The organism is Xanthomonas melonis, from assembly GCF_020783655.1.
GTDB lineage: Bacteria > Pseudomonadota > Gammaproteobacteria > Xanthomonadales > Xanthomonadaceae > Xanthomonas > Xanthomonas melonis.
Map to the genome: position 1 here is coordinate 1 of NZ_JAJGQH010000021.1, position 21678 is coordinate 21678.

The window sequence follows — 21678 nt, forward strand, 5'->3', positions numbered from 1 at the left end:
GCGATCGGGTAGGTCATGATCGGCGCGGTCACGATGAAGATGATCAGCAGCACCAACATCACGTCCACCAGGGGCGTGACATTGATGTCGGCCATTGGGCCGCGGTTTCCACCGGTACTGAATGCCATGGCTTACTGCCCCTTCTCTTTGGTTGCAACGAAGCCGACGTCCAGCATGCCCTGACCCTGCGCGATCTTGGTGATCTCGTTGATCGTACGCATCTTGGTCGTGCGGTCGCCGCGCAGGTTGAGCGGCGGCTGCGGGGTCTGCTGTGCAGCGGTGGACAGGCGCGACTCCAGGGCTTCCTTGGAAATCGGCTCGTCGTTCCAGTACAGCGACCCGTCTTCCTTGACGGCAAGGGTGATCGGCGCAGAACGCTTCTCGGCCTCATCCGGATTCTGGATGAGGTTGGCCTCGGGCAGCTCCACCTTGACCTTGTGGGACATCAGCGGTGCCGTAATGATGAAGATGATCAGCAGCACCAACATCACGTCCACCAGGGGCGTCACGTTGATGTCGGCCATCGGGCCGCCGCTGTTTCCACTACTGAAGGCCATAACGGGCTCCGTCTAAATCGTTGCGAAGGCGTTCTTGGCGACCGGATTAGCGAACGCGCGAACCGGTGGCGAAGAAGTCGTGCAGGTCGTGAGCGAAGGTGTCGAACTTGGCGATCACCGAGCTGTTGACCTTGGAGAAGAAGTTGAACGCGAACACGGCCGGGATGGCGACGAACAGACCGATCGCGGTCATGATCAGCGCTTCACCCACCGGGCCGGCAACGGCGTCGATGGAGGCCGAACCGGTCGCACCGATCTTGATCAGCGCGCCGTAGATGCCCCACACGGTACCGAGCAGACCGACGAACGGCGCGGTCGCACCGACGGTGGCCAGCAGGGTCATGCCCGACTGCAGCTTGGTGCTTTCGCGGGTCACGGCCTGACGCAGGGCGCGGTCGACGAACTCCGAACGGCTCAGGCTCTCGCCCAGGCCACCGGTATTGCCTTCGGCACGCTGGTGGTGAGCAGCAGCCTGCGCAGCGTCCAGTGCGATCTTGGAGAACGGCTCCGAAGCCGGCTGCTCTTCCATGGCGCGGATGGCGTCCTGTGCATTCGGGGCTTCCCAGAACGCGGTGGTCACGCGGTCAGCCGCGCTCTTCAGACGGGTGGCGCGGAAGATGTTGATGACGGTCCAGTACCAGGAGGCAGCGGACATGGCGACCAGGGTGATCAACACGACCCAGGACACGGCGAAGTCGCCGGGGCTGGAGGTCATTTCGGTGATCAAGTGCTCGAAGCCCATCTGCGACAGAGCGGCCGACGGATTGGAGCCCCCTGCAGCGGCGGCGATAAAGAATTCCTGCAGCATGACGCTTACCTTTGTTGTGTGTGGTGATGAAGGGTGGAGCGAAAGGAAGACAGGATCCTGGGCCGGCCGTGGCCGGCCCGTGGGATCAGTTCAGAGCAAAGTTGACCGGGACGCGGACGCGGCCGGCGGCTTTCTGCCCGTTGACGGTGGACGCGTTGAACTTCCACTTGCGTGCTGCGTCCATCGCGGCACGGTCAAGGTCGCGGTTGCGGCTGGACTTTTCGACCGACACGTTGGTCACGTTGCCGTTGGCATCCACATCCACGATCAGGATGACCTCGCCCTGGATACCGGCACGGAATGCAGCCGGCGGGTACTTCGGCGGGTTCATGTTCTTGGACGAGATATCGACACTGGCGCCGATGTCACTCGGCGGTTGCGGCGGAGCCGGCGGGCTCGGCGGCGTGACGATATCGCTCGGACGCGGTTCGGGAACATCGACGACCGGCGCTTCCGGCGGCGGCGGAACCGGTGACGGCTTCGGCGGCGACAGATTCTTGACCGGCGGTGGCGGCTTGTCTTCCGGCGGCGGCGGCGGCGGCGGTGGCGGGGGAGGAGGCGGTGCATCCACCAGGGTGACCATGGTGGTGCGCTCCTTCTCTGCCGGAGCCTTCGGCGCCACTGCAGGGATCAGCAACATCATCAGTGCAGTGAGGTGCAGGGCAATTACAAAAGCAATACCGATAATGCGGGCCCAGCTCAGACCCTGGTTCCCGGCATCATAGTCATGCCTGTGGATAACGAGTTGTTCCGTCATGCGCCAATGGCTCTTTCAGTGGGGGCCCGGATCACTGTGATGATCCCCAGGTTTTCGGACGGCTTTGACACCGCAGGAACTCCCAAGCTTATACCAATCCCGAGTCCTGTAACCACTAAAAACACAGGGATTTCGGGGGTTTATTTTTCTTTTTACTTCAGGTTGATGATCTTCTTGGCGTCTTCGGGCTTCTTGACACCTTTGGCGATTGCCTGCTGCGCGGCCTGCTTGGCCTCCGGAATGCGCCCTTCCGAATGCAGCACCTTGGCCAGATTCAGATAGGTCTCGCCGTCCTTGGACAGCGGAGCGGCCTTCTGCCAGTTCTCGATCGCCTTGGGCACGTCCTCGCTGTAGTAATACGACTGCGCCAGAGCGAGGTATGTCTGATAATCGGGCTTGAGGATGCCTTTTTGCATACCCTCGTTGATGACCGCGATGACGTCCTTTTCCTTGTTCTCGGTATTGGCGTAGATCGAGTACAGCTGCTTGTATTCCTTCTCTTCGGTCAACTGCCCCGATGCACGCAGCTTGTCCATGACGCCGGCCGCCTTGTCCATCTGATCGGCCTGCATGTACATGCTGGCCAGATTGAGCTGGGCCTTCTTGTCGTTCGGCGTCTTGGCTGCCAGCGCTTCGGCCGCAGCCACCGCTTCGCCGGTCTGACCGGCTTCGGCGTAGGACGCCATCAACAACTGGTTCCAGGTGTCCTTGGGTTCGGGCGACGCGGCGATGGCCTGCTTCAGCACCGGAATCGCTTCCTTGTAGCGTTCTGCCTGATACAGCGCCTGGCCCTTGAGGATCAGGTCTTCCGGACGCTGCGACTTGCTCTCTTCCAGATACTTGTCCAGCGTGGCCAGGCCCTCGGCCTGCTGGTCGTCCTGCATCTGCAGCTGGGCCAGCATCAGCATCGACTGGAACTGGCCGTTGTTGTCCAGTGCGTTCAGGGCGATGGCCTGCTGCAGATAGGTCTTGGCAGCGGCAGTGTCGTCCAGGTTGTAGGCCGCTTGCGCAGCCAGCTGGCCGGCCAGCGCCTTGTCGGCCTCGTTAGCCGCGCTGTTGGCCAGGATCTCGTCGGCCTGCGTGCGTACCGCCGCGTAATCCTCGCCCTTGTTGAAGGTCTCGATCAGCTTCTGCAGCTTGCTGCTCAGCTTGGAGGACGGCTTGACCGTGGGCGCCTGGCGGGTCGACTGCGGATACAGTTCCTCAGCCTTGCCGCTGTTCTTGGACTTGCGGCTGGCGCGCTCGGAGGAACGATCCGACTGCGCCACCGCATCGGCGACGACAGCCCCACCCAGCGACGCGGCAATGAACAGGGACAACAAGGCTTGCTTGCGGTTGAGCAGTTTCATGATTCACCTCGGACGAGCCGCCGTCTGGCGGTACGAAAAGCGGAATGGAAGCTGTACGAAAAATCTGAGCCGGCAAACTTAGCAGAAAGTCCCAGTTCCCGAAAACGGTTTCCATGTTGTGGTGCGACAATCGAGCCGCGGACAGTTGTGGAGCAGGACTAACGGTCGCCGGCTTGGGGTCGGCGCGTGCGAGGTGATCCGGGCAGAACCGGTCCACGTCTCGGTTCGCCGGGGCTGACCTGGGCCGAATCGGTGACCGCAGCGCCGCCCGGCGCGGGACCTAGCCGCACCTGGGTTGCCGTCCTGCCAGGCGTGCCTGCTGGTACACCGGCTGAAGCTGGCCGACGTCGGCCTCCAGCTCGCGGATACGGTTGGCGGGATCGGGGTGGGTGGACAGCCACTGCGGCTGGCGGTTGCCGCTGGCGGCCATCATGTTCTGCCACAAGGCCACCGCCTGCGCAGGATCGAACCCGGCCTGCGCCATCAGGCGCTGACCGACCACATCGGCCTCGCTTTCCTGAGTACGCGAGCCGGGCAACAGGAACACTGTCTGAGCGGTCATTCCACCGACCTGGTTCACGGCGCTGGCCGCGCCTTCGCCGTAGGCCGCACCGGCCAGGGCGCCGATGATGCCCAGACCGGTCTGTGTGCCCAACTGCCGGGTGATGCGTTCTTCGTGGTGGCGCGAAATCACGTGGCCGATTTCGTGCCCGAGGACGGCAGCGAGTTGATCCTGGTTCTTGGCGACGGTAAAGATGCCCGTGTTCACCCCGACCTTGCCGCCGGGCAGGGCGAACGCATTGGCCTCGCTGTCAACGAATAGCGCGGTTTCCCAGTTGGTTTCGCGCCACTGCGGTGGCAACTGCGCGACCAGCGCGTTGACCACGCATTGCACGTAGGCGTTCTGTTTGCTGTCGGTACTGACTTTTTCCTTGGCCTTGGTCTGCGCGAACGACTGCGCGCCGAGCTGGTCCAACTGTTCCTGCGACACGCCGCCCACCACCTGTCGGCGGCCGGTTGGCGAAGTGGTGGTGGCACATGCCGTCAGTGCGAGGACAGCGACAACGATCAACAGCCTGGATTTCATCAGATCCCCCTCTACCCGTTCGCTATTTTGGCAGGCCCGTCTTAACTTTTCGTCAAACGGGCCGAACCTGCGCGAAATCCCGGACGAGCGATTGGCAATGGTCAGTGTGCACCGCCTGGACCGCTCCCGTGAGCGCAGGGGTGGCGCCGTGCAACGGATAACTGCCGGCGGGCGGGGGGCTTCAGGCGCCGCCGAAGAAGTACAGCGCGACCAGGGCGGTGGCGTTGTTGATGCCATGGGCGGCGATCGGAGCCCATAGCGTGCCGGTTCGCCAGTACAGCCAGGCGAAGGCCGCGCCCATGCTGCCGTACACCAGCCACAGCTGGACGATGGCGGCCGGGCCGTTGCCGCTGATGCCGGGCACTTCATGTATCAATGCGAAGATCGCACCGCTCAGCACGATGCCCAACCATGGACGCCCGGCGGCCAACAGCCGGCCGAACAATACCCGCCGAAACAGCAGCTCTTCGTACGCCGGAGCGATCAGCACCGCAAACACGGCCAGCGCCCATGGCCATTGCTGGATGGCTTCCTCCATCAACGGAAGATTGGTCGGCACCGGTTTGATTCCCAGCGCCGAGGCCACGGCGCTGACCAGATTGCTGAACAGGAACACGGCAGCGGCAATCAGCCCGGTCCAGGCCCAGGTGGAGACGCGCCATGCGGCGTTGCGCGAGGCGGCCTGCTCGGCGGGGGTGGCGCGTCTGCGCCAGTAGTACAGCACCAGCGCCGGTGTGGCGGTGCTGACCAGCGCGACGAGCAGTTGCACCATGACCCCGGGCTGGCCGATTGCGGCCATGACCTCGGCGGGCGAGGGCGTCAGCCCCTGCGCCTTGGCGGCCTGCACATGCGCGATCCCGCGCAGTGCGCCCCATAGCGCGAAGCCGGCCACGCTCAGGGTCAGCAACAGCCCGATGGCGATCAGCACATCGACGCCAAAGCCGAGCAATACCGGGGCCAGCGGCCGCTTGCCGGCAACGCCGGGCGGCGCCGGCAAGGGAGAAGGTTGTGTGCTCATCGTCGTCCTGCCAGCACCGGGGCTGCGGCGTCGCACCGCAGTGCCCCGCCGCAGCGACAACGGCGGCTCAGATATCCAGGTTGGACACCTTCAGCGCGTTGTCTTCGATGAAGTCGCGACGCGGTTCCACCACATCGCCCATCAAGGTGCTGAAGATCTGGTCGGCGGCCACCGCATCCTCGATGCGCACCTGCAACAGACGGCGCGTGTCGGGGTTGACCGTGGTTTCCCACAACTGCTCGGCGTTCATTTCGCCCAGGCCCTTGAAGCGCTGCACCTGGCGGCCCTTCTTGGCCTCGTCCAGCAACCAGGCGTGGGCCTGCGCGAAGCTGGTGATCGGGTGGCTCTTGTTGCCGCGTACGATCTGCGCGCCTTCGCGCACCAGGTCATGCAAGGCCAGCGAGACCTCACGTAGCGGACGCAGTTCGCCGCTTTCGAAGGCCCCCATCGGCAGCACCTGGGTGAACTCTTCGCCCATATGGCGGCGGATGGCCACCAGCGTGGCAGGCGCGTTGTCGCTCCCCGGGTCGAAGCGCAACTGATAGCGCGCGGTACCCAGTGTGCCGCGGTTGAGCACTGCCTGCAGCGCATCCAGGGTCGGGTGCTGGTCGCCTTCGGCCTGCAGTTTGTCCACATCCAGTGGCGGCAGGTCGATCAGCGCAGTGAGCAGGGCCGGGTCGTAGCGGTGTGCGTTGCGCGCAATTGCTTCGTTGGCGCTGGTGAACAGCATCAACAATTTCTCCAGCGCTTCGCCGGTGATCGGCGGCTCGTCGGTGGCCGGAATCAGTGCCGCGCCGTCGACCGCATTGCTGGCCAGGTAGGCGTTGAGCGCCGCGTCGTCCTTCAGATACAGCTCGCTCTTGCCCTGCTTGAGCTTGTACAACGGCGGCAGGCCGATGTAGATGTGGCCGCGCTCGATCAGCTCCGGCATCTGCCGGTAGAAGAAGGTCAGCAGCAGGGTGCGGATGTGCGAACCGTCCACGTCGGCGTCGGTCATCAGGATGATGCGGTGGTAACGCAGCTTGTCCGGATTGTATTCGTCGCGGCCGATGCCGGTGCCGAGCGCGGTGATCAGCGTGCCCACCTGGTCGGAGGAGAGCATGCGATCGAAGCGCGCGCGTTCGACATTGAGGATCTTGCCGCGCAACGGCAGCACGGCCTGGTTCTTGCGGTTACGCCCCTGCTTGGCCGAACCGCCTGCCGAGTCACCCTCGACGATGAACAGTTCCGACAGCGCCGGATCCTTTTCCTGGCAGTCGGCCAGCTTGCCGGGCAAGCCGGCGATATCCAGCGCGCCCTTGCGGCGGGTGAGGTCGCGTGCCTTGCGGGCGGCTTCGCGCGCACGCGCGGCATCGACGATCTTGCCGGTGATGGCCTTGGCTTCGTTCGGATTCTCCTGCAGGAACTCCTGCAGGCGTGCTCCGAACGCATTCTCCACCGCGGGGCGCACGTCGGAACTGACCAGCTTTTCCTTGGTCTGCGAGGAGAAGCTGGGGTCGGGCACCTTGACCGACAGAACGGCAATCATGCCTTCGCGCATATCGTCGCCGGTCAGCGAGACCTTGGCCTGCTTGGCGATGCCGTTCTGCTCGATGTAGCTGCTCAACACCCGGGTCAGCGCACCGCGGAAACCGGCCAGATGGGTGCCGCCATCCTTCTGCGGAATGTTGTTGGTGAAGCAATACATGGTTTCCTGATAGGCGTCGGTCCACTGCAGGGCGACGTCCACCACGATGCCGTTGTGCTCGCCGGTCACCGAAATCACGTTCTGGTGCAGCGGGGTCTTGAGCTGGGCCAGATGCTCCACGAAGCTACGGATACCGCCTTCGTAGTGGAAATCGTCGCGACGCCCGTCGCCGCGTTCGTCGATCAGGGTGATCCTGACGCCGGAATTGAGGAAGGACAGTTCGCGCAAACGGCGGGCCAGGATGTCATAGTGGAACTCGACGTCGCTGAAGATCTCCACCGCGGGCTTGAAGCGCAAGGTGGTTCCGCGCTTGGTCGAGGCTTCCAGCTGCTTGAGCGGGTACTGCGGCTCGCCCAGCGCATATTCCTGCTGGTAGTGAAAACCGTCGCGCCAGATATCCAGCCAGAGCTGCTCGGACAGCGCGTTGACTACCGACACACCCACGCCGTGCAGGCCGCCGGATACCTTGTAGCTGTTGTCGTCGAACTTGCCGCCGGCATGCAGCACGGTGAGGATGACCTCGGCCGCAGAGACGCCTTCTTCCTTGTGGATGTCCACCGGAACGCCGCGCCCGTTATCGGACACCGACACCGAACCGTCGACCAGAATCTTGACCACGATATCGTCGGCGTGGCCAGCGAGCGCCTCGTCGACGGAGTTGTCGACGACCTCGAACACCATGTGATGCAGGCCGGTGCCGTCGTGGACGTCGCCGATATACATGCCGGGGCGCTTGCGGACGGCTTCCAGGCCACGCAGCACGGTGATCTTGCTGGAGTCGTAGGTGCCGTTGGGGGGCGTCGGGGTGTTTTGTTCGTCGGTCATGCGCGTGCCGTTGGCTCCACAACACGGGCGTAGGCGGCGGGAGCCGCTTCGCACCGTGGGAAAAGGGGGATAGCGTGCGAATTATACCAGTCGGCCCGCATGGGCCGTTGGGTCACGACAGCGCCGCCTGCTGGATGAGCGCGCCGTGTTCCACGTGGAACCGGTGCAACAACCCGCCCGCTTCGGCCAGTCCTGGCGGAGTCTCGGTCGCGGTGATCAGCACCTGCGCGGGCGCCTGCGCCAGACGCCGCAGCACGCTGGCCTGGTGGTGTCGATCCAGTTCCGACCCCAGATCGTCCAACGCGATCACTGGCCATTCGCCGCGTTCGTGGGCAAAGTCTTCCGCCTGAGCGAGCAGGCAGGCCAGGGCGGTGAGCTTGGCCTGACCTCGCGACAACGCATCCTTGCCGGGAAGCACATCGAATTGCGGCGCCCAGTCGGCGCGATGCGGCCCTTGCGAGGTATAGCCGTTCTGACGATCGCGCTCGCGTGCCAGCAGCAAGGCATCTGCAAGCGACACCTCGTGACGTTTCCAGCCCGGGGAGAAGCTCAGCGCAGACAGGCCGAGGGACGGGGCGATGGCAGTGACGACCGGAATCAGGCGCTCCTGCAGTCGTTCGAGGTAGTGCAGTCGCCTGGAGGTGAGGGATTCTCCCGACTCGGCAAGTTCATGGTCCCAAGCGTCCAGCATCCGAGGCAGCGCTCCCTGTTTGAGCAGGGCGTTGCGCTGTTTGAGTGCACGCGCATAGCGGCGCCATAGCGCCAGGAAGTCAGGTTCCACGTGGAACAAGCCCCAATCCAGAAAGCGCCGACGCGGTTCGCCGCCCCCACTGATCAGAACGTGGCTTCCTGGCTCGAACGTCACCACCGCAAGCGCCGCGCAGAGGGTGCCCAGCTGGGCGACATCCTCCCCATCGAGTCGCCCGGTCCATTCCTGTCCGCTATGGCGCAGGCCCGCACGCCGCGTGCGGGCCTGCGTCGTGCCGCTGCCCTCCCGCCATTCGACGAAGACCTCCAGATCACCAGCGCCCTGCTGGATCAATCCATCGCGCACCCGGCCACGGAAGCTACGGCCGTAGGCCATCAGGTGAAGTGCCTCGAGCACGCTGGTCTTGCCTGCACCGTTGTCGCCGGTCAGCAGGTTCAGCGAGCAGGCAGGGTAGAGCTCGACCGTCTCGAATCGACGAAGTCGATGGATGGACAACCGCACTACGTGCATCGATCGGTGTACTCCGGGCTGTGATCCGGCGCTCCCGGTCGCAGCGGAGGATACGTGATTGGACAGTTTACGCGCAGCCGGCGCCGGCGATCGCCAGAGGATGGCCTGGGGATAACTTGGGGACAAAAAAGCAGCTGCAAACCCTCTCAGCACTTATCTACAAGCTATCAGGCCAAAAACCCGCCTCAAAACACAGGGTTTCGATACCAAAAATCACAATTAAAACAGTTACTTGACCTACTTTTCGGCGAAATCTGCCCCTACCATCACCACAAAGCTCTTAAGTTATTTATAGATTTAAAAGCAAAAGCAGATGTGCATAAGTCAAAACCGGCAAATTCTCGGGACGGCCAAGCGCAAGGCGGCGGGCGGGATCTTCAACCCAATGTCCGAGGGAACACTGAGGACGGACGCGACAGTTTTGTCTCTTTCGCTTCTGAGACTTGGTTGACCTCGATCCACTTCGACACCCGTCATTTATGTTGGCAGCCCATTTGACACCGCAAGTAAATATCTGAGACCTGGTCTCTCTTATGTCGCCTTTGCTTGTAGATTGGCCATGTCTAATGCGATCGAATTCGGCGCTAACAGGCAGCTTCACTCTTCCAACGAATTGAATCTCGGTCACTTCTCCGGGAAACCGGGTCTCCACGGCTGACGCGTCTCGTCATTGCATACCGCGACAGCGATATCTCGCACAGCAGCCAAGGGCGTCCTGCAACAGCCATGGCGAGACCAACCGTGTGCTGTCTGTCGACGCCATAGCGAGTCGGAAGTGCTCATCGATCAATGGGCGCACCCCCTGCTAAGCCCCAAACCTCCAATTGCGGATGCCTTGAGCGCATCGATGTGTGCTGCAGACCCAATCGATCGCTGGACCTCTTCCCCTGCCCGAGCTCGGCTTCGTCTGCAAGTGTCCAGGTCTTGTCCCCGCGCACAAAAAAGCCCGGCTCTCGCCGGGCTTCCGTGTTCCACGTGGAACGCAACGTCAGAGACGCAGCGGCATCACCACATGTCGCGACTTCTCGCTGCTGGCCTCACGCACCAATGCCGACGAATTTGCATCGCGCAGCTGGATGACGACGTGCTCATCGCGCAGCGCGGACAATGCATCCAGCAGGTAATTCACATTGAAGCCAATGGCCAGATCGTCGACCTTGGTGTCTGCCTCGATCTCTTCCTGGGCTTCTTCCTGCTCCGGGTTGTGTGCACTGATCTTCAGCTGACCCGGCGACACTTCCACGCGCACACCGCGATACTTCTCGTTGGACAGGATGGCTGCACGCTGCAGCGACGCACGCAGGGCCTCGCGATCGACCTTGACCTCGCGGTCCGCACCGATCGGGATGACCGCTTCGTAATCCGGGAAACGGCCGTCGATCAGCTTGGACGTGAACGTGACATCGCCACGCTTGACGCGGATATGGCTGCGCCCCACCTCGAGCTCGACCTCACGATCCGCACCTTCCAACAGGCGCTGCAACTCGGTCACGCCCTTGCGCGGCACAATGATCTGGCGCTTGGCACCGCCGGCCTTCTCCAGCTCCGTTTCGCACAGCGCCAGACGGTGGCCATCGGTCGCCACGCAGCGCAGCAAGCCCTCGCGGAGGTCGAACAGCAGCCCGTTGAGGTAATAACGCACGTCCTGCTGGGCCATCGCGAACGCCGTGCGCTCGATCAGTTCCTTCAAGCCGGCCTCGGGCACCGCCACACGCTCGGTGGCCTCCACTTCGTCGACGGACGGGAAGTCGTTGGCAGGCAAGGTCGCCAGGGTGAACCGGCTACGCCCGGCCTGCACGGTGACCTTATCCCCGCTCCGGGACACGGTGACACGGCTGCCGTCGGGAAGGGCACGCAGGATGTCGAACAGCTTGCGGGCCGGAATCGTGGTCTCTCCGTCCTGCGCATCTTCGACCTGGGTGCGGGAAATCATCTCCACTTCCAGGTCAGTACCCGTCAGCGACAGTTGCCCGTTGTTTACCTGCACCAGCAAATTCGCCAGCACCGGCAATGTCTGACGCCGTTCGACCACATTGACCACCTGGGCCAACGGCTTGAGGAAGGCTTCGCGTTGCAGTGTGAAACGCATGTGGTTCCGTGCCCCTATGCTTTAAAGATGTGGAATAAATCAAAAGCTTGGTGGTGATGGTAGGGCTGTTTTCAGCGGACAACCACTCTAAGCCATTGTTTCAAATCGTTTTTCTAGCCGGAAAAGTCGTTGGACTAGTCTGCCTGGAGCGGTGGGAAAACCTGTGGATAGTTTTCCGCCCGCCACTGCAGCCGTATTTATCCACAGATTCTCCCGCATTTGGCACCAACTCATCCACGCTTTTTTCCAAGCCCGACAAACATTGGCGCGCCGCATCACTCGCTGAGCTTGCGAATCAGCTTTTCCCAGTCCTCGCGCAGCTTGCCATCGGCCTCCATCAAGGTGCGAATCTGCCGACAGGCGTGCAGCACGGTGGTGTGGTCGCGACCGGCAAAGGCGTCGCCGATCTCGGGCAGGCTGTGTTCGGTGAGCTCCTTGGCCAGCGCCATCGCCACCTGGCGCGGACGCGCCAGCGAGCGGGTGCGGCGCTTGGACAGCAGATCCTTCATCTGCAGCCCGTAGTAGTCGGCCACGGTCTTCTGGATGTTGGGGATGCCGATGGCCTGCTGCTGGGCACGCAACAGGTCGCGCAGCGTCTCCTGGGCAAACTCCACCGTGATCGAGCGCCCGGTGAAGTTGGCGCGCGCCACCAGCGTGTTGAGCGCACCCTCCAGGTCGCGCACGTTCGAGCGCATCTTCTTGGCGATCAGGAACGCCACGTCGTCCGGAATCTCGGCGCCACGTTCGCGCGCCTTGGCCAGCACGATGGCCGCACGGGTTTCGAAATCCGGTGGATCGATCGCCACCGACAGGCCCCAGGCCAGGCGCGACTTGAGCCGCGGCTCCAGGCCCTCCACCTCGCGCGGATAGCGGTCGCAGGTCAGGATGATCTGCTGGCGGCCATCGAACAGCGCGTTGAAGGTGTGGAAAAACTCTTCCTGGGTGCGATCCTTGCCGGCAAAGAACTGGATGTCGTCGATCAGCAGCGCATCGATCTGCTGGAACTGGCGCTTGAACTGATCCATCGCCTTGTCCTGCAATGCGCGGATCATGGCGCTGAAGAACTGTTCCGACCGCAGGTACATCACCTTGGCGGCCGGATTGGCCTGACGCAGCGCGTTGCCGGCCGCGAACATCAGGTGGGTCTTGCCCAGGCCGGTGCTGCCGTACAGCAACAAGGGGTTGTGCGCCCGGTCGCCGGGCTTCTGCGCGGCCTGGATCGCGGCGGCCAGACCGAGCTGGTTGCTGCGGCCCTCGACGAAGTTGGCGAAGGTGTAGTGCGAATCCAGGTTGCCGGCGAACGGCACGATCGGGGCGGTGGCGACCGGCGCGCTGGGCGCGGCGGTCGGTGCAGGCGCCGGCTCCGGCGCACGTGGGCGCGAGCCGACGGCCAGTGCCACCTCGCCATTGCCGGCGAAATACGACAACAACTCGCGGATACGCGGCAGGTAGCGTTCGCGGACCTGATCGACGATGAACGCATTGGGCGCATACAGCACGATGCTGTCGCCGCGATCCTCGGCTTGCAGGGGTTTCAACCAGGTGTGGACGTCCTCGGGCGGGAATTCGGCTTCGAGACGTTCCAGACAGCGGGGCCAAGCATCCATCAAAGTGTGATCATCTGTTGCTGGCTGCGGCGCGCAGCAGGGCGCCGTGCACGCAGCCCGGAAGTGAAAAGAGGATGGGCCAGACTAGCATCGCAGGCCGGCTTTTCCCAGACTTATTCACAGGGCCATCCACAGGGCGCGAGCGTCGGGCACGGCGCGAAACTCACAAGGAGTTGACCTGGCATGGAACGAACCTATAAAATTGCCGGTTCACCGTTTCCATTCATGCAGAGGGCCCCATGGCCACCAAGCGTACTTTCCAACCCAGCAACCTGAAGCGAGCACGCGACCATGGCTTCCGCGCACGTATGGCGACCGCCGACGGCCGCAAGATCCTGGCTCGCCGCCGCGCCAAGGGCCGCAAGCGCCTGAGCGCTTGATTGCCGCGCCGCTCCCTGCGGCCGAGGCAGTCCCTAACGTGAACGCATCGAACCCGTGCAGGCGATTTCCTCGTTCTGCGCGGGTTCGTACGCGTGCGCAATACACCGTTGTCTTCGACACCGCGCGCTGTACCTCCGACCCGCTGCTGAGCCTGCATTGGCGCACTGGCGATACGCCGCCGCGTCTGGGCATGGCGGTATCGCGCAAGGTCGATACGCGCGCGGTGGGTCGCAATCGCATCAAGCGCGTGCTGCGCGATGCGATGCGCCACCTGCTGCCCGAGCTGGCGGGCGGCGACTATGTGATCGTGGCGCGTTCGGCAGCCGCCAAGGCAACCAATCCACAGATCCGCGACGCTTTCGTGCGGCTGTTACGCCGCGCCGGCGCATTGCCCCTGCCTGCCGCGCCCGGCACAATGCCGCCCGCCACGACGGTGTGCCCATCGTCCCTTTCCCCGACCGAGCCGGAACGCTAGTTCCGACTGAGCGAGTTGCTGCCCGATGAACCAGACCCGTGTTTTTCTGATCTTTGCCTGGCTGATGGTCGCGGCGCTGCTGTGGATGGAGTGGGGCAAGGACAAGGCGGCCGCCAACGCGCCGGCGTCCGTCACGACCCAGGCCGTGCCGGCCGCGCGGGATCCGGATGCGGCAGCCACACCTGTCACTGTGCCCAACGCACAGGCGATTCCGCAGGCAGGCGCTCCGGGCGCAGTGCCGGCAACCGGCAGCTCCACCACCACGCCGGCCACCGCGGGCGCCGCACCGGTGTTGACCGTGACTTCTGACGTGTTGCGCCTGAAGCTGGACGGACGCAGCGTGCTGGATGCCGAGCTGTTGCAGTTCCCGCAGACCAAGGACGGCACCGCACCGGTCAGTCTGCTGACCGAAGATCCGGCCCATCCCTATAGCGCGGTCAGCGGCTGGGCCAGCGAACAGTCGCCGGTGCCGGGCGTCGGTGGCTTCCGCGCCGAGCAACCGGGGACGCGCTTCGAGCTGGCCGACGGCCAGAAGATGCTGGTGGTGCCGTTCGTCTGGAATGGCCCCAACGGCGTCTCGATTCGCCGCACCTTCACCCTGGAACGCGGCCGCTATGCCATCGCGATCAAGGACGAGGTGATCAACAAGAGCGGCGCGCCCTGGAATGGCTATGTGTTCCGCAAGCTGAGCCGGGTGCCGACCATCCTCAGCCGCGGCATGACCAATCCGGATTCCTTCAGCTTCAATGGGGCCACCTGGTACAGCCCGCAGGAAGGCTACGAGCGCCGTGCGTTCAAGGACTACATGGACGACGGCGGCCTGAATCGCCAGATCACCGGTGGTTGGGTCGCCCTGCTGCAGCACCACTTCTTTACCGCGTGGATCCCGCAGAAGGACCAGGCCTCGCTGTATGTGCTGGCCCAGGACGGTCCGCGCGATGTGGCCGAGCTGCGTGGGCCGGCCTTCACCGTGGCGCCGGGCCAGACCGCGACCACCGAAGCGCGCCTGTGGGTCGGTCCCAAGCTGGTCAGCCAGATCGCCAAGGAAGACGTCAAAGGCCTGGACCGCGTGGTCGATTACAGCCGCTTTTCGCTGATGGCCATCATTGGCCAGGGGCTGTTCTGGGTGCTGAGCCATCTGCACAGCTTCCTGCACAACTGGGGCTGGGCCATCATCGGCCTGGTGGTGCTGCTGCGTCTGGCGCTGTATCCGCTGTCGGCCGCGCAGTACAAGTCCGGTGCCAAGATGCGCCGCTTCCAGCCGCGCCTTGCCCAGCTGAAGGAGCGCTACGGCGACGATCGCGTCAAGTACCAGCAGGCGACGATGGAGCTGTTCAAGAAGGAAAAGATCAACCCGATGGGCGGCTGTCTGCCGTTGCTGATCCAGATGCCGATCTTCTTCGCGCTGTATTGGGTGCTGGTGGAATCGGTGGAACTGCGCCAGGCGCCGTGGCTGGGCTGGATCCAGGACCTGACCGCGCGCGACCCGTACTTCATCCTGCCGGTGCTCAACATCGCCATCATGTGGGCGACGCAGAAGCTGACCCCGACCCCGGGCATGGACCCGATGCAGGCCAAGATGATGCAGTTCATGCCGCTGGTATTCGGCGTCATGATGGCCTTCATGCCGGCCGGCCTGGTGCTGTACTGGGTGGTCAACGGCGGCCTGGGTCTGCTGATCCAGTGGTGGATGATCCGCCAGCATGGCGAGCAGCCGAGCAAGATCATCCAGGCCAACACCAAGTAAGTTCGAGAAGGCCCGCCGCAAGGCGGGCCTTCTGCATACGATCCGCCCTGCCTTCGTCATCGCCAAGGACGCTGCCGTGACCTCACCGCCTTTGCATCGCCTGCTGCTGCGCGCAAGCTGCGCCGGTCTGCTGGCTTTGGCTGGCTGCGGCACGCAGCACACCAGCGACCCTGCCGCGGCAACGCCAGCGACCGACGGCGCGGCGAGCACACCGGTGCAAGGCGACGGCGCCGACGCGCGAGCGCTGATTGCACAGCTGCGCGACCAGCTGGATCGCCATCGCCGCATCATCGTGTTGCTGGCCGATGAAGCCAGACAAAGCCCGCGCGATCGCGCCACCTCCAGCAGCGTAGGGCAGCAGTTGTTCCATGAGAATCTGCAGCAGCGTGAACGCATTGCCGCAGCCTTCGATACGGTGCTGGCGTCCAGGGCCCCGACCCGGCTCGCCACCATCGCCACGGTACTGGACGAGGTGGAATCCGCGCCTGACCTTTACGATGCCGACCGCCTGGCATTTGCTGAAGTACTGCGCGATCTGCATGCGCGTATCGGCAAGGACTCGGCACTGCCGGCGGTCAAGCTGCACCAGCGTATCGGCGAGGATCTCGACGCACTGGAGGAGATCGAGCGCAGCTACAACGCCGAGTTGACCCAGATCTTCAGCCGTTTCGACCGCAGCCGCGCGATCGTGCCCAAGCGTGAGAAGTGGGACGACTACGTGGCGCACCTGCGCACGCTGTACACGCGCGAGACCATCCTGCGCGACCACGGCGTGGTGGAGCCGTATCCGTTCTCCGCGCGCGACAGCGACAGCGAAGTGTTCGGCCGCGACCTGCCGCCCAAGACCGTGGTGCTCACCTTCGACGATGGCCCGCACAAGGCCTACACCGAACAGATCGTGGCGATCCTCAAGCGCTACGACGTGCCCGGCGTGTTCTTCGAAGTGGGACGCAACCTCGGTAGCCTGGATGCCAACGGCAAGCCGCAACTCGCGCCGTTGTCCAGGATCAGCCACACGCTGATGGAAGAAGGCTATGCGGTGGGCAATCACAGCCTGACCCATGCGCAGCTGTCCAAGACCACCGGCGCTGCGCTGCGCAGCCAGGTGCTGGATGCCGATACCTTGCTGCGCGCAGTGGACGACAAGCGCGCGCCGCTGTTCCGGTTCCCGTATGGCGCGCGCAACGCCGAAGGTTTGCAGCTGCTGGGAGAGGCCGGGCTCAAGTCGATCATGTGGAACATCGACTCGCTGGACTGGGCCGATCCGGTACCGGAATCGATCGTGCAACGCGTGCTGGACCAGGTGAACAGGGAACAGCGCGGCATCGTGTTGTTCCATGACATCCACGACCGCGCAGTCAAGGCCTTGCCGCAGATTCTGGATCGACTGATCGCCGACGGCTACCAGTTCGCCGGCTGGAATGGCCGCGAGTTCTCGGTGGCGCGTGCGCCCAGCGCGGTGGCCGATGCCACGGTGACCACCGGCTACGCGAAATCCTGGGCGATCGTGATCGGCATCGACGATTACGCGCATTGGCCCAAGCTGGAATACGCGGCCAACGATGCGCAAGCGATTGCCAGTACCTTGACCGGGCCGCTGGGATTTCCGTCCTCGCAGGTGATCGTGCTCAAGAACGCACAGGCCACGCGCAACAACATCCTTGCCGCGTTCCATGATCGGCTCGGCGAAGGCCGCGCGCAGACCAACGATCGCGTGTTCGTGTTCTTCGCCGGGCATGGCGCTACCCGTCGGCTCGCATCTGGGCGCGACCTTGGCTACATCATTCCGGTCGATTCGGATCCGCAGCATCTGGCCAGCGACGCGATCGCAATGAGCGATCTGCAGAACATCGCCGAGAGTCTGCAGGCCAAGCACGTGTTGTTCGTGATGGATGCGTGTTACAGCGGGCTGGGCCTGACGCGCAGCGGGCCGACCTCCACTGCCTATCTGCGCGAAAACGCGCGCCGCATCGCGCGCCAGATGCTCACCGCCGGTGGAGCCGATCAGCAGGTGGCCGACAGCGGGCCGAATGGGCATTCGGTGTTCACCTGGGTGCTGTTGCAGGCGCTGGCCGGCAAGGGCGATCTCAATGGCGATGGCCTGATCACCGGCACCGAGCTGGCCGCGTATGTGGCACCGGCGGTGTCGGCTGTCTCGGCGCAGACGCCGGCGTTCGGCAGCCTGCCCGGATCGCAGGGCGGCGAATTCGTGTTTCAGGTGCCTAGCGGTGAGGAATTCCTCACTGCCGATACCGCGCAGCTGTCGGCCGATGCCATCGCGCTCAACGGGCGCGTGGATGCTGCACGTCCCGCGCCGGCCCCGGCCGGTACCGCTGCCACCGCGGCGCCGGTCACGGTGAAGACGCTGCAAGGCGGCGAAGCCAAGCTGGTACTGCCGACGGCGGTGAAGAGCAGCGACCGCCAACGCGCACAGCTGGCCAACGAACGTGGCCTGCAGCTGTACAAGGAAAAGCGCTATGCCGACGCCGCCGAACAATTTGCCGAAGCATTGAAGCTGCGTCCGGACTTCGCGCTGGCTGCCAACAACCTGGGCTTTGTGTATTACCGTCAGCAACGTTATGCCGAAGCGGCGCGTTGGCTGGAAAACACCTTGAAGATCGACCCCTCGCGTGCAGTGGCCTATCTCAATCTCGGCGACGCCTATGCCAAGGCCGGTGATCGCGAAAAGGCGCGCAAGGCGTACTCCACCTATCTGGAACTGCAACCGCAAGGCAGCGGTGCAGAGCAGGCGCGTACCCAGCTGCAGTCGCTGTGATTCCATACGGCTGACGCGTTGCAGCGAAGCCTGTCAGCAGAGCGCGCCCCGGGATGGAGGCGTGATACGCCAAGGACGGGCACCGGCTGGATGCCACCGCCGGCCGCGCGGTCGATGCGTCGCCGCGCCGGTCTTCTTCAATCCACGTCAGAGCAGTGCCCATGTCGTCTTCCACCTCCACCATCGTTGCCATCGCCAGTGCCGCCGGAGCCGGTGGCGTCGGTATCGTGCGCCTGTCCGGGCCGCGTGCGATGCAGATCGCTACCGGGTTGGGCGTTGCGCAACTGGAGCCACGGCAGGCGCAGTACGCGCGCTTTCGTGACGCGCAGGGCGAGGTCATCGACGATGGCATCGCGCTGTGGTTCAAGGCGCCGCGCAGCTTCACCGGCGAGGATGTGGTGGAGCTGCAGGGCCACGGCAGCCCGGTCGTGTTGCGGCAGTTGGTCGCGCGCTGCGTTGCGCTGGGCGCGCGGCAGGCACGCGCGGGCGAGTTCAGCGAGCGCGCCTTTCTCAATGGCAAACTCGATCTGGCGCAGGCCGAGGCGATCGCCGATCTGATCGCCGCTGGCGATGTGCGCGCCGCACGTGCCGCACGGCGCTCGCTGGACGGCGTGTTCTCGCGCCGTATCGAGGCGGTGAGCGAGCACCTGACGCGCTTGCGCGTGCACGTGGAAGCAGCGATCGATTTCGCCGACGAGCCGCTCGATACCCTGGGTGGAGCGCAGGTGCGCGCAGGGTTGGAGCAGGCCCGCGCCTTGCTGGCCCGGTTGCTGCGCGATGCCGAGCGCGGCCGCAAGCTGCGCGATGGCCTGCATGCCGTGCTGATCGGCCCGCCCAATGCCGGCAAGAGCTCGCTGCTCAATGCCCTGGCCGGCAGCGACCGTGCCATCGTCACCGATGTGGCCGGTACCACCCGCGATACCTTGCACGAAGCGATTCGGCTCGATGGCTTCGAGCTGACCCTGGTCGATACCGCCGGCCTGCGCGAGGGTGGCGACGCGATCGAGCGTGAAGGCATGCGCCGCGCACGCGCAGAACTCGAGCGCGCCGATCTGGCGCTGGTGGTGCTGGATGCACGCGATCCGCAGGCGGCACGCGAGGCCATTGGCGATGCGCTCGCTGCGGTACCGCGCCAGCTGTGGATCCACAACAAATGCGATCTACTGAGCGGTGACGTACCGCTGGACGACGATGCGATCGCGGTCTCGGCGATCACCGGGCAAGGGCTGAAGCAGCTGCACACCCGGCTTCGTGAACTGGCACTTGGAGATGCAGGCGAAGGCGTGGACGGCGAGTTTTCCGCTCGCACTCGCCACGTGGATGCGCTACGCCGCGCCGAACAGCACGCCGATGCCGCCGATCTGGAGTTGCGTTTCGAACAGCTCGAACTGGCCGCCGAAGAATTGCGCCTGGCGCAGGACGCGCTTGGTGAGATCACCGGCAAGCTGAGCGCCGATGATCTCCTCGGGAAGATCTTTTCAAGCTTCTGTATCGGGAAGTGATGTGGGATCCAGAAACGTCCACTGAAGTCTTCTGATGTGGCTTTAGGCCGCGGAAACAAAGGGATTTTTGTCTACTAACGGATTCGGTGATACAGTCAGAGCCGCTCACTTTTATGTCCAAGTTTAGTTCCAAGTAGCTGGATGATTGCTTTCTTCCTTCTACTTGGACATACGGAGGATGAGATGGCGCTGACCGACACCGCACTCAAGGCGCTCAAGCCCAGGGACAAGTCCTACACGGTCAGCGACGATCGGGGGCTTCATGTGGAAGTGTTCCCGACCGGGGGCATCGTCTGGCGCTACCGCTACCGGCTGAATGGCAAGTACGAGAAACTGACGCTGGGCAAGTATCCCGCGCTGACGTTGAAGAACGCTCGCCTGAAGCGGGATGAGGCAGCCCAGCAAGTGGCGATGGGAGAGTCGCCGGCAAAGAAGAAGCAGCAGGAGAAAGTAGCTGGAGCAGAAGGCGCTACCGTGGCCGACTTCGCCGAGCGCTTCTTCAAGGACATCCAGTCACGCGACCGCAAGGACGTGACCATGCCGCGCCGCTACCTGGAAAAGGACATCCTGCCGCACATCGGCAACAAGCCGGTCAGGGATATCACCGCAGAGGACGTGCGCGGCGTCATCTGGCGCAAGAAGGAACAAGGCTTCGACGCCGCTGCTGGTCAGGTGCGCGGTCTGCTCAAGCGCATGTTCGACTACGCACTGACCTGCGGCCTGATCCAGGCCAACCCGGTCATGGCTCTGCCAATGCGCCACGTCTACCGCGCTGCCGCCCGCGACCGGGCGTTGACGCCGGACGAAATCCGGCAGTTTCTGCGCGCCATGCAGAGCTCCAACATCCGCCGCCAGTTCAAGATCGCCTTCCAGTTGATCCTGATGACCCTGGTGCGCAAGTCCGAACTGATGCTGGCGCAGTGGAAGGACGTGCATCTGGACGAAGGCGAATGGCACATCCCGGTGGAAAACTCCAAGACCGGCAAGCCGCATATCGTCTACCTGTCCACCCAGGCGCAGACGCTGTTCAAGGAACTCAAGCCGCTGGCCAGCAGTAGTATCTGGGTGTTGCCAGGCCGTGGCACTTTGGCCAAACCCTTCGCCAACAACGCGCTGAACCAGGCGCTGAAGGTGTCATTGCAGGGGCAGGAGATCCCGGCCTTCACCATCCACGACCTGCGGCGCACCGCATCGACGTTGCTGCACGAGCAGGGCTGGCCTTCGGATGTGGTGGAGAAGGCGCTGAACCACACTATTGGCGGGGTGCGCGGGGTCTACAACCGGGCCGAGTATGCCGAACAGCGGCGGGAGATGCTTCAGGCGTGGGCGGATTACATCGACAGGCTGGCACCATCGGCCAATTTGGTGGTGTGAGTCCGTCCGGGGCCGAGGCAACCTTTTCCTTTTCTGGATAGGGCCGTTGACCCTTGGCGCCATTCCCCTTCGGCTTATTGCCCTTGCCTTTCGTAATAGAAGTTGCCAAGCCGTCGATCCGCATGCGTTTAACACATGCGCTTTTCGTGCCATGCAAAGCGCAGTACATTTGCAAGTAAATATGACTTGTCCAAAGGTCTTGCAATGACGCGCTTGAAGGTTGAAACGCTCTCCATTCGGACGTCGCCAAACGTCAAGCAACTGTTGCGGGCCGCAGCGGAACGTGAACACCGCTCCGTGGCCTCGATGGTGGAGGTGCTGGTGATCGAATACGCACGCAAGCACGGGCTGCAGGTACCTGCGCAGGATGGACGACCCTCGGAGTCGTCGGCGTGATGGCGTGTTCGTTGGCTTGCTTCC

At 63.8% G+C, this 21678-nt stretch carries 18 protein-coding genes; 7 read left to right on the plus strand and 11 right to left on the minus strand.

Annotation, left to right across the window (positions count from 1 at the left end):
* The 11 genes from LL964_RS18610 to dnaA form a co-directional block, all read right to left on the minus strand.
* Window positions 1-128, minus strand: a 128-nt coding sequence (locus LL964_RS18610) for a biopolymer transporter ExbD (protein WP_228329500.1), incomplete at its 3' end; no start/stop codon positions are given.
* Between the two features lie 3 nt (window positions 129-131).
* Window positions 132-557 (minus strand): ExbD/TolR family protein, encoded by a 426-nt coding sequence (locus LL964_RS18615; protein WP_104588195.1) that lies wholly within the window; start codon window positions 555-557, stop codon window positions 132-134.
* 46 nt (window positions 558-603) lie between these two features.
* Window positions 604-1365: a TonB-system energizer ExbB gene (exbB, locus tag LL964_RS18620; protein ID WP_104588196.1), complete on the minus strand. Its 762-nt coding sequence runs from the start codon at window positions 1363-1365 to the stop codon at window positions 604-606.
* Window positions 1366-1450: 85 nt separating this feature from the next.
* Window positions 1451-2122, minus strand: a complete 672-nt coding sequence (locus LL964_RS18625) for an energy transducer TonB (protein ID WP_104588197.1) — start codon at window positions 2120-2122, stop codon at window positions 1451-1453.
* Window positions 2123-2274: 152 nt separating this feature from the next.
* Window positions 2275-3471 carry a tetratricopeptide repeat protein gene (locus LL964_RS18630; protein ID WP_104588198.1) on the minus strand — a complete coding sequence of 399 codons (1197 nt, stop codon included), beginning with the start codon at window positions 3469-3471 and terminating at the stop codon, window positions 2275-2277.
* 280 nt (window positions 3472-3751) lie between these two features.
* Window positions 3752-4558 carry a M48 family metallopeptidase gene (locus LL964_RS18635; protein ID WP_104588199.1) on the minus strand — a complete coding sequence of 269 codons (807 nt, stop codon included), beginning with the start codon at window positions 4556-4558 and terminating at the stop codon, window positions 3752-3754.
* 181 nt (window positions 4559-4739) lie between these two features.
* On the minus strand, window positions 4740-5576 hold the full coding sequence (locus LL964_RS18640) for a CPBP family intramembrane glutamic endopeptidase (RefSeq protein WP_104588200.1): 837 nt from the start codon (window positions 5574-5576) through the stop codon (window positions 4740-4742).
* A 67-nt stretch (window positions 5577-5643) separates the two neighbouring features.
* Window positions 5644-8088, minus strand: coding sequence for a DNA topoisomerase (ATP-hydrolyzing) subunit B (gene gyrB / locus LL964_RS18645; protein WP_104588201.1), 2445 nt, complete (start codon window positions 8086-8088; stop codon window positions 5644-5646).
* Between the two features lie 112 nt (window positions 8089-8200).
* Window positions 8201-9307 (minus strand): DNA replication/repair protein RecF, encoded by a 1107-nt coding sequence (gene recF, locus LL964_RS18650; RefSeq protein WP_104588202.1) that lies wholly within the window; start codon window positions 9305-9307, stop codon window positions 8201-8203.
* 988 nt (window positions 9308-10295) lie between these two features.
* On the minus strand, window positions 10296-11396 hold the full coding sequence (gene dnaN / locus LL964_RS18655) for a DNA polymerase III subunit beta (RefSeq protein ID WP_104588203.1): 1101 nt from the start codon (window positions 11394-11396) through the stop codon (window positions 10296-10298).
* Window positions 11397-11671: 275 nt separating this feature from the next.
* Complete coding sequence (dnaA, locus tag LL964_RS18660; protein WP_104588204.1) at window positions 11672-13003, minus strand: chromosomal replication initiator protein DnaA; 1332 nt, start codon at window positions 13001-13003, stop codon at window positions 11672-11674.
* A 239-nt stretch (window positions 13004-13242) separates the two neighbouring features.
* Here dnaA and rpmH point away from each other — a divergent pair, with 239 nt between their 5' ends.
* The 7 genes from rpmH to LL964_RS18695 all read left to right on the plus strand — a co-directional run bounded on the left by rpmH (window position 13243) and on the right by LL964_RS18695 (window position 21654).
* On the plus strand, window positions 13243-13383 hold the full coding sequence (gene rpmH / locus LL964_RS18665) for a 50S ribosomal protein L34 (RefSeq protein WP_002805908.1): 141 nt from the start codon (window positions 13243-13245) through the stop codon (window positions 13381-13383).
* Window positions 13384-13421: 38 nt separating this feature from the next.
* Complete coding sequence (gene rnpA / locus LL964_RS18670) at window positions 13422-13859, plus strand: ribonuclease P protein component (RefSeq protein WP_104588205.1); 438 nt, start codon at window positions 13422-13424, stop codon at window positions 13857-13859.
* Window positions 13860-13884: 25 nt separating this feature from the next.
* On the plus strand, window positions 13885-15606 hold the full coding sequence (gene yidC / locus LL964_RS18675) for a membrane protein insertase YidC (protein ID WP_104588206.1): 1722 nt from the start codon (window positions 13885-13887) through the stop codon (window positions 15604-15606).
* Window positions 15607-15682: 76 nt separating this feature from the next.
* Entirely contained in the window at window positions 15683-18382 is a 2700-nt protein-coding gene (locus LL964_RS18680) for a polysaccharide deacetylase family protein (RefSeq protein ID WP_104588207.1), read from the plus strand.
* Window positions 18383-18543: 161 nt separating this feature from the next.
* A complete protein-coding gene (gene mnmE, locus LL964_RS18685) occupies window positions 18544-19884 on the plus strand; it encodes a tRNA uridine-5-carboxymethylaminomethyl(34) synthesis GTPase MnmE (protein WP_104588208.1) in 1341 nt (446 codons plus the stop codon).
* 183 nt (window positions 19885-20067) lie between these two features.
* On the plus strand, window positions 20068-21258 hold the full coding sequence (locus LL964_RS18690) for a tyrosine-type recombinase/integrase (protein ID WP_104588209.1): 1191 nt from the start codon (window positions 20068-20070) through the stop codon (window positions 21256-21258).
* A gap of 204 nt (window positions 21259-21462) precedes the next feature.
* Entirely contained in the window at window positions 21463-21654 is a 192-nt protein-coding gene (locus LL964_RS18695) for a type II toxin -antitoxin system TacA 1-like antitoxin (protein WP_104588210.1), read from the plus strand.
* Window positions 21655-21678: the final 24 nt, after the last annotated feature.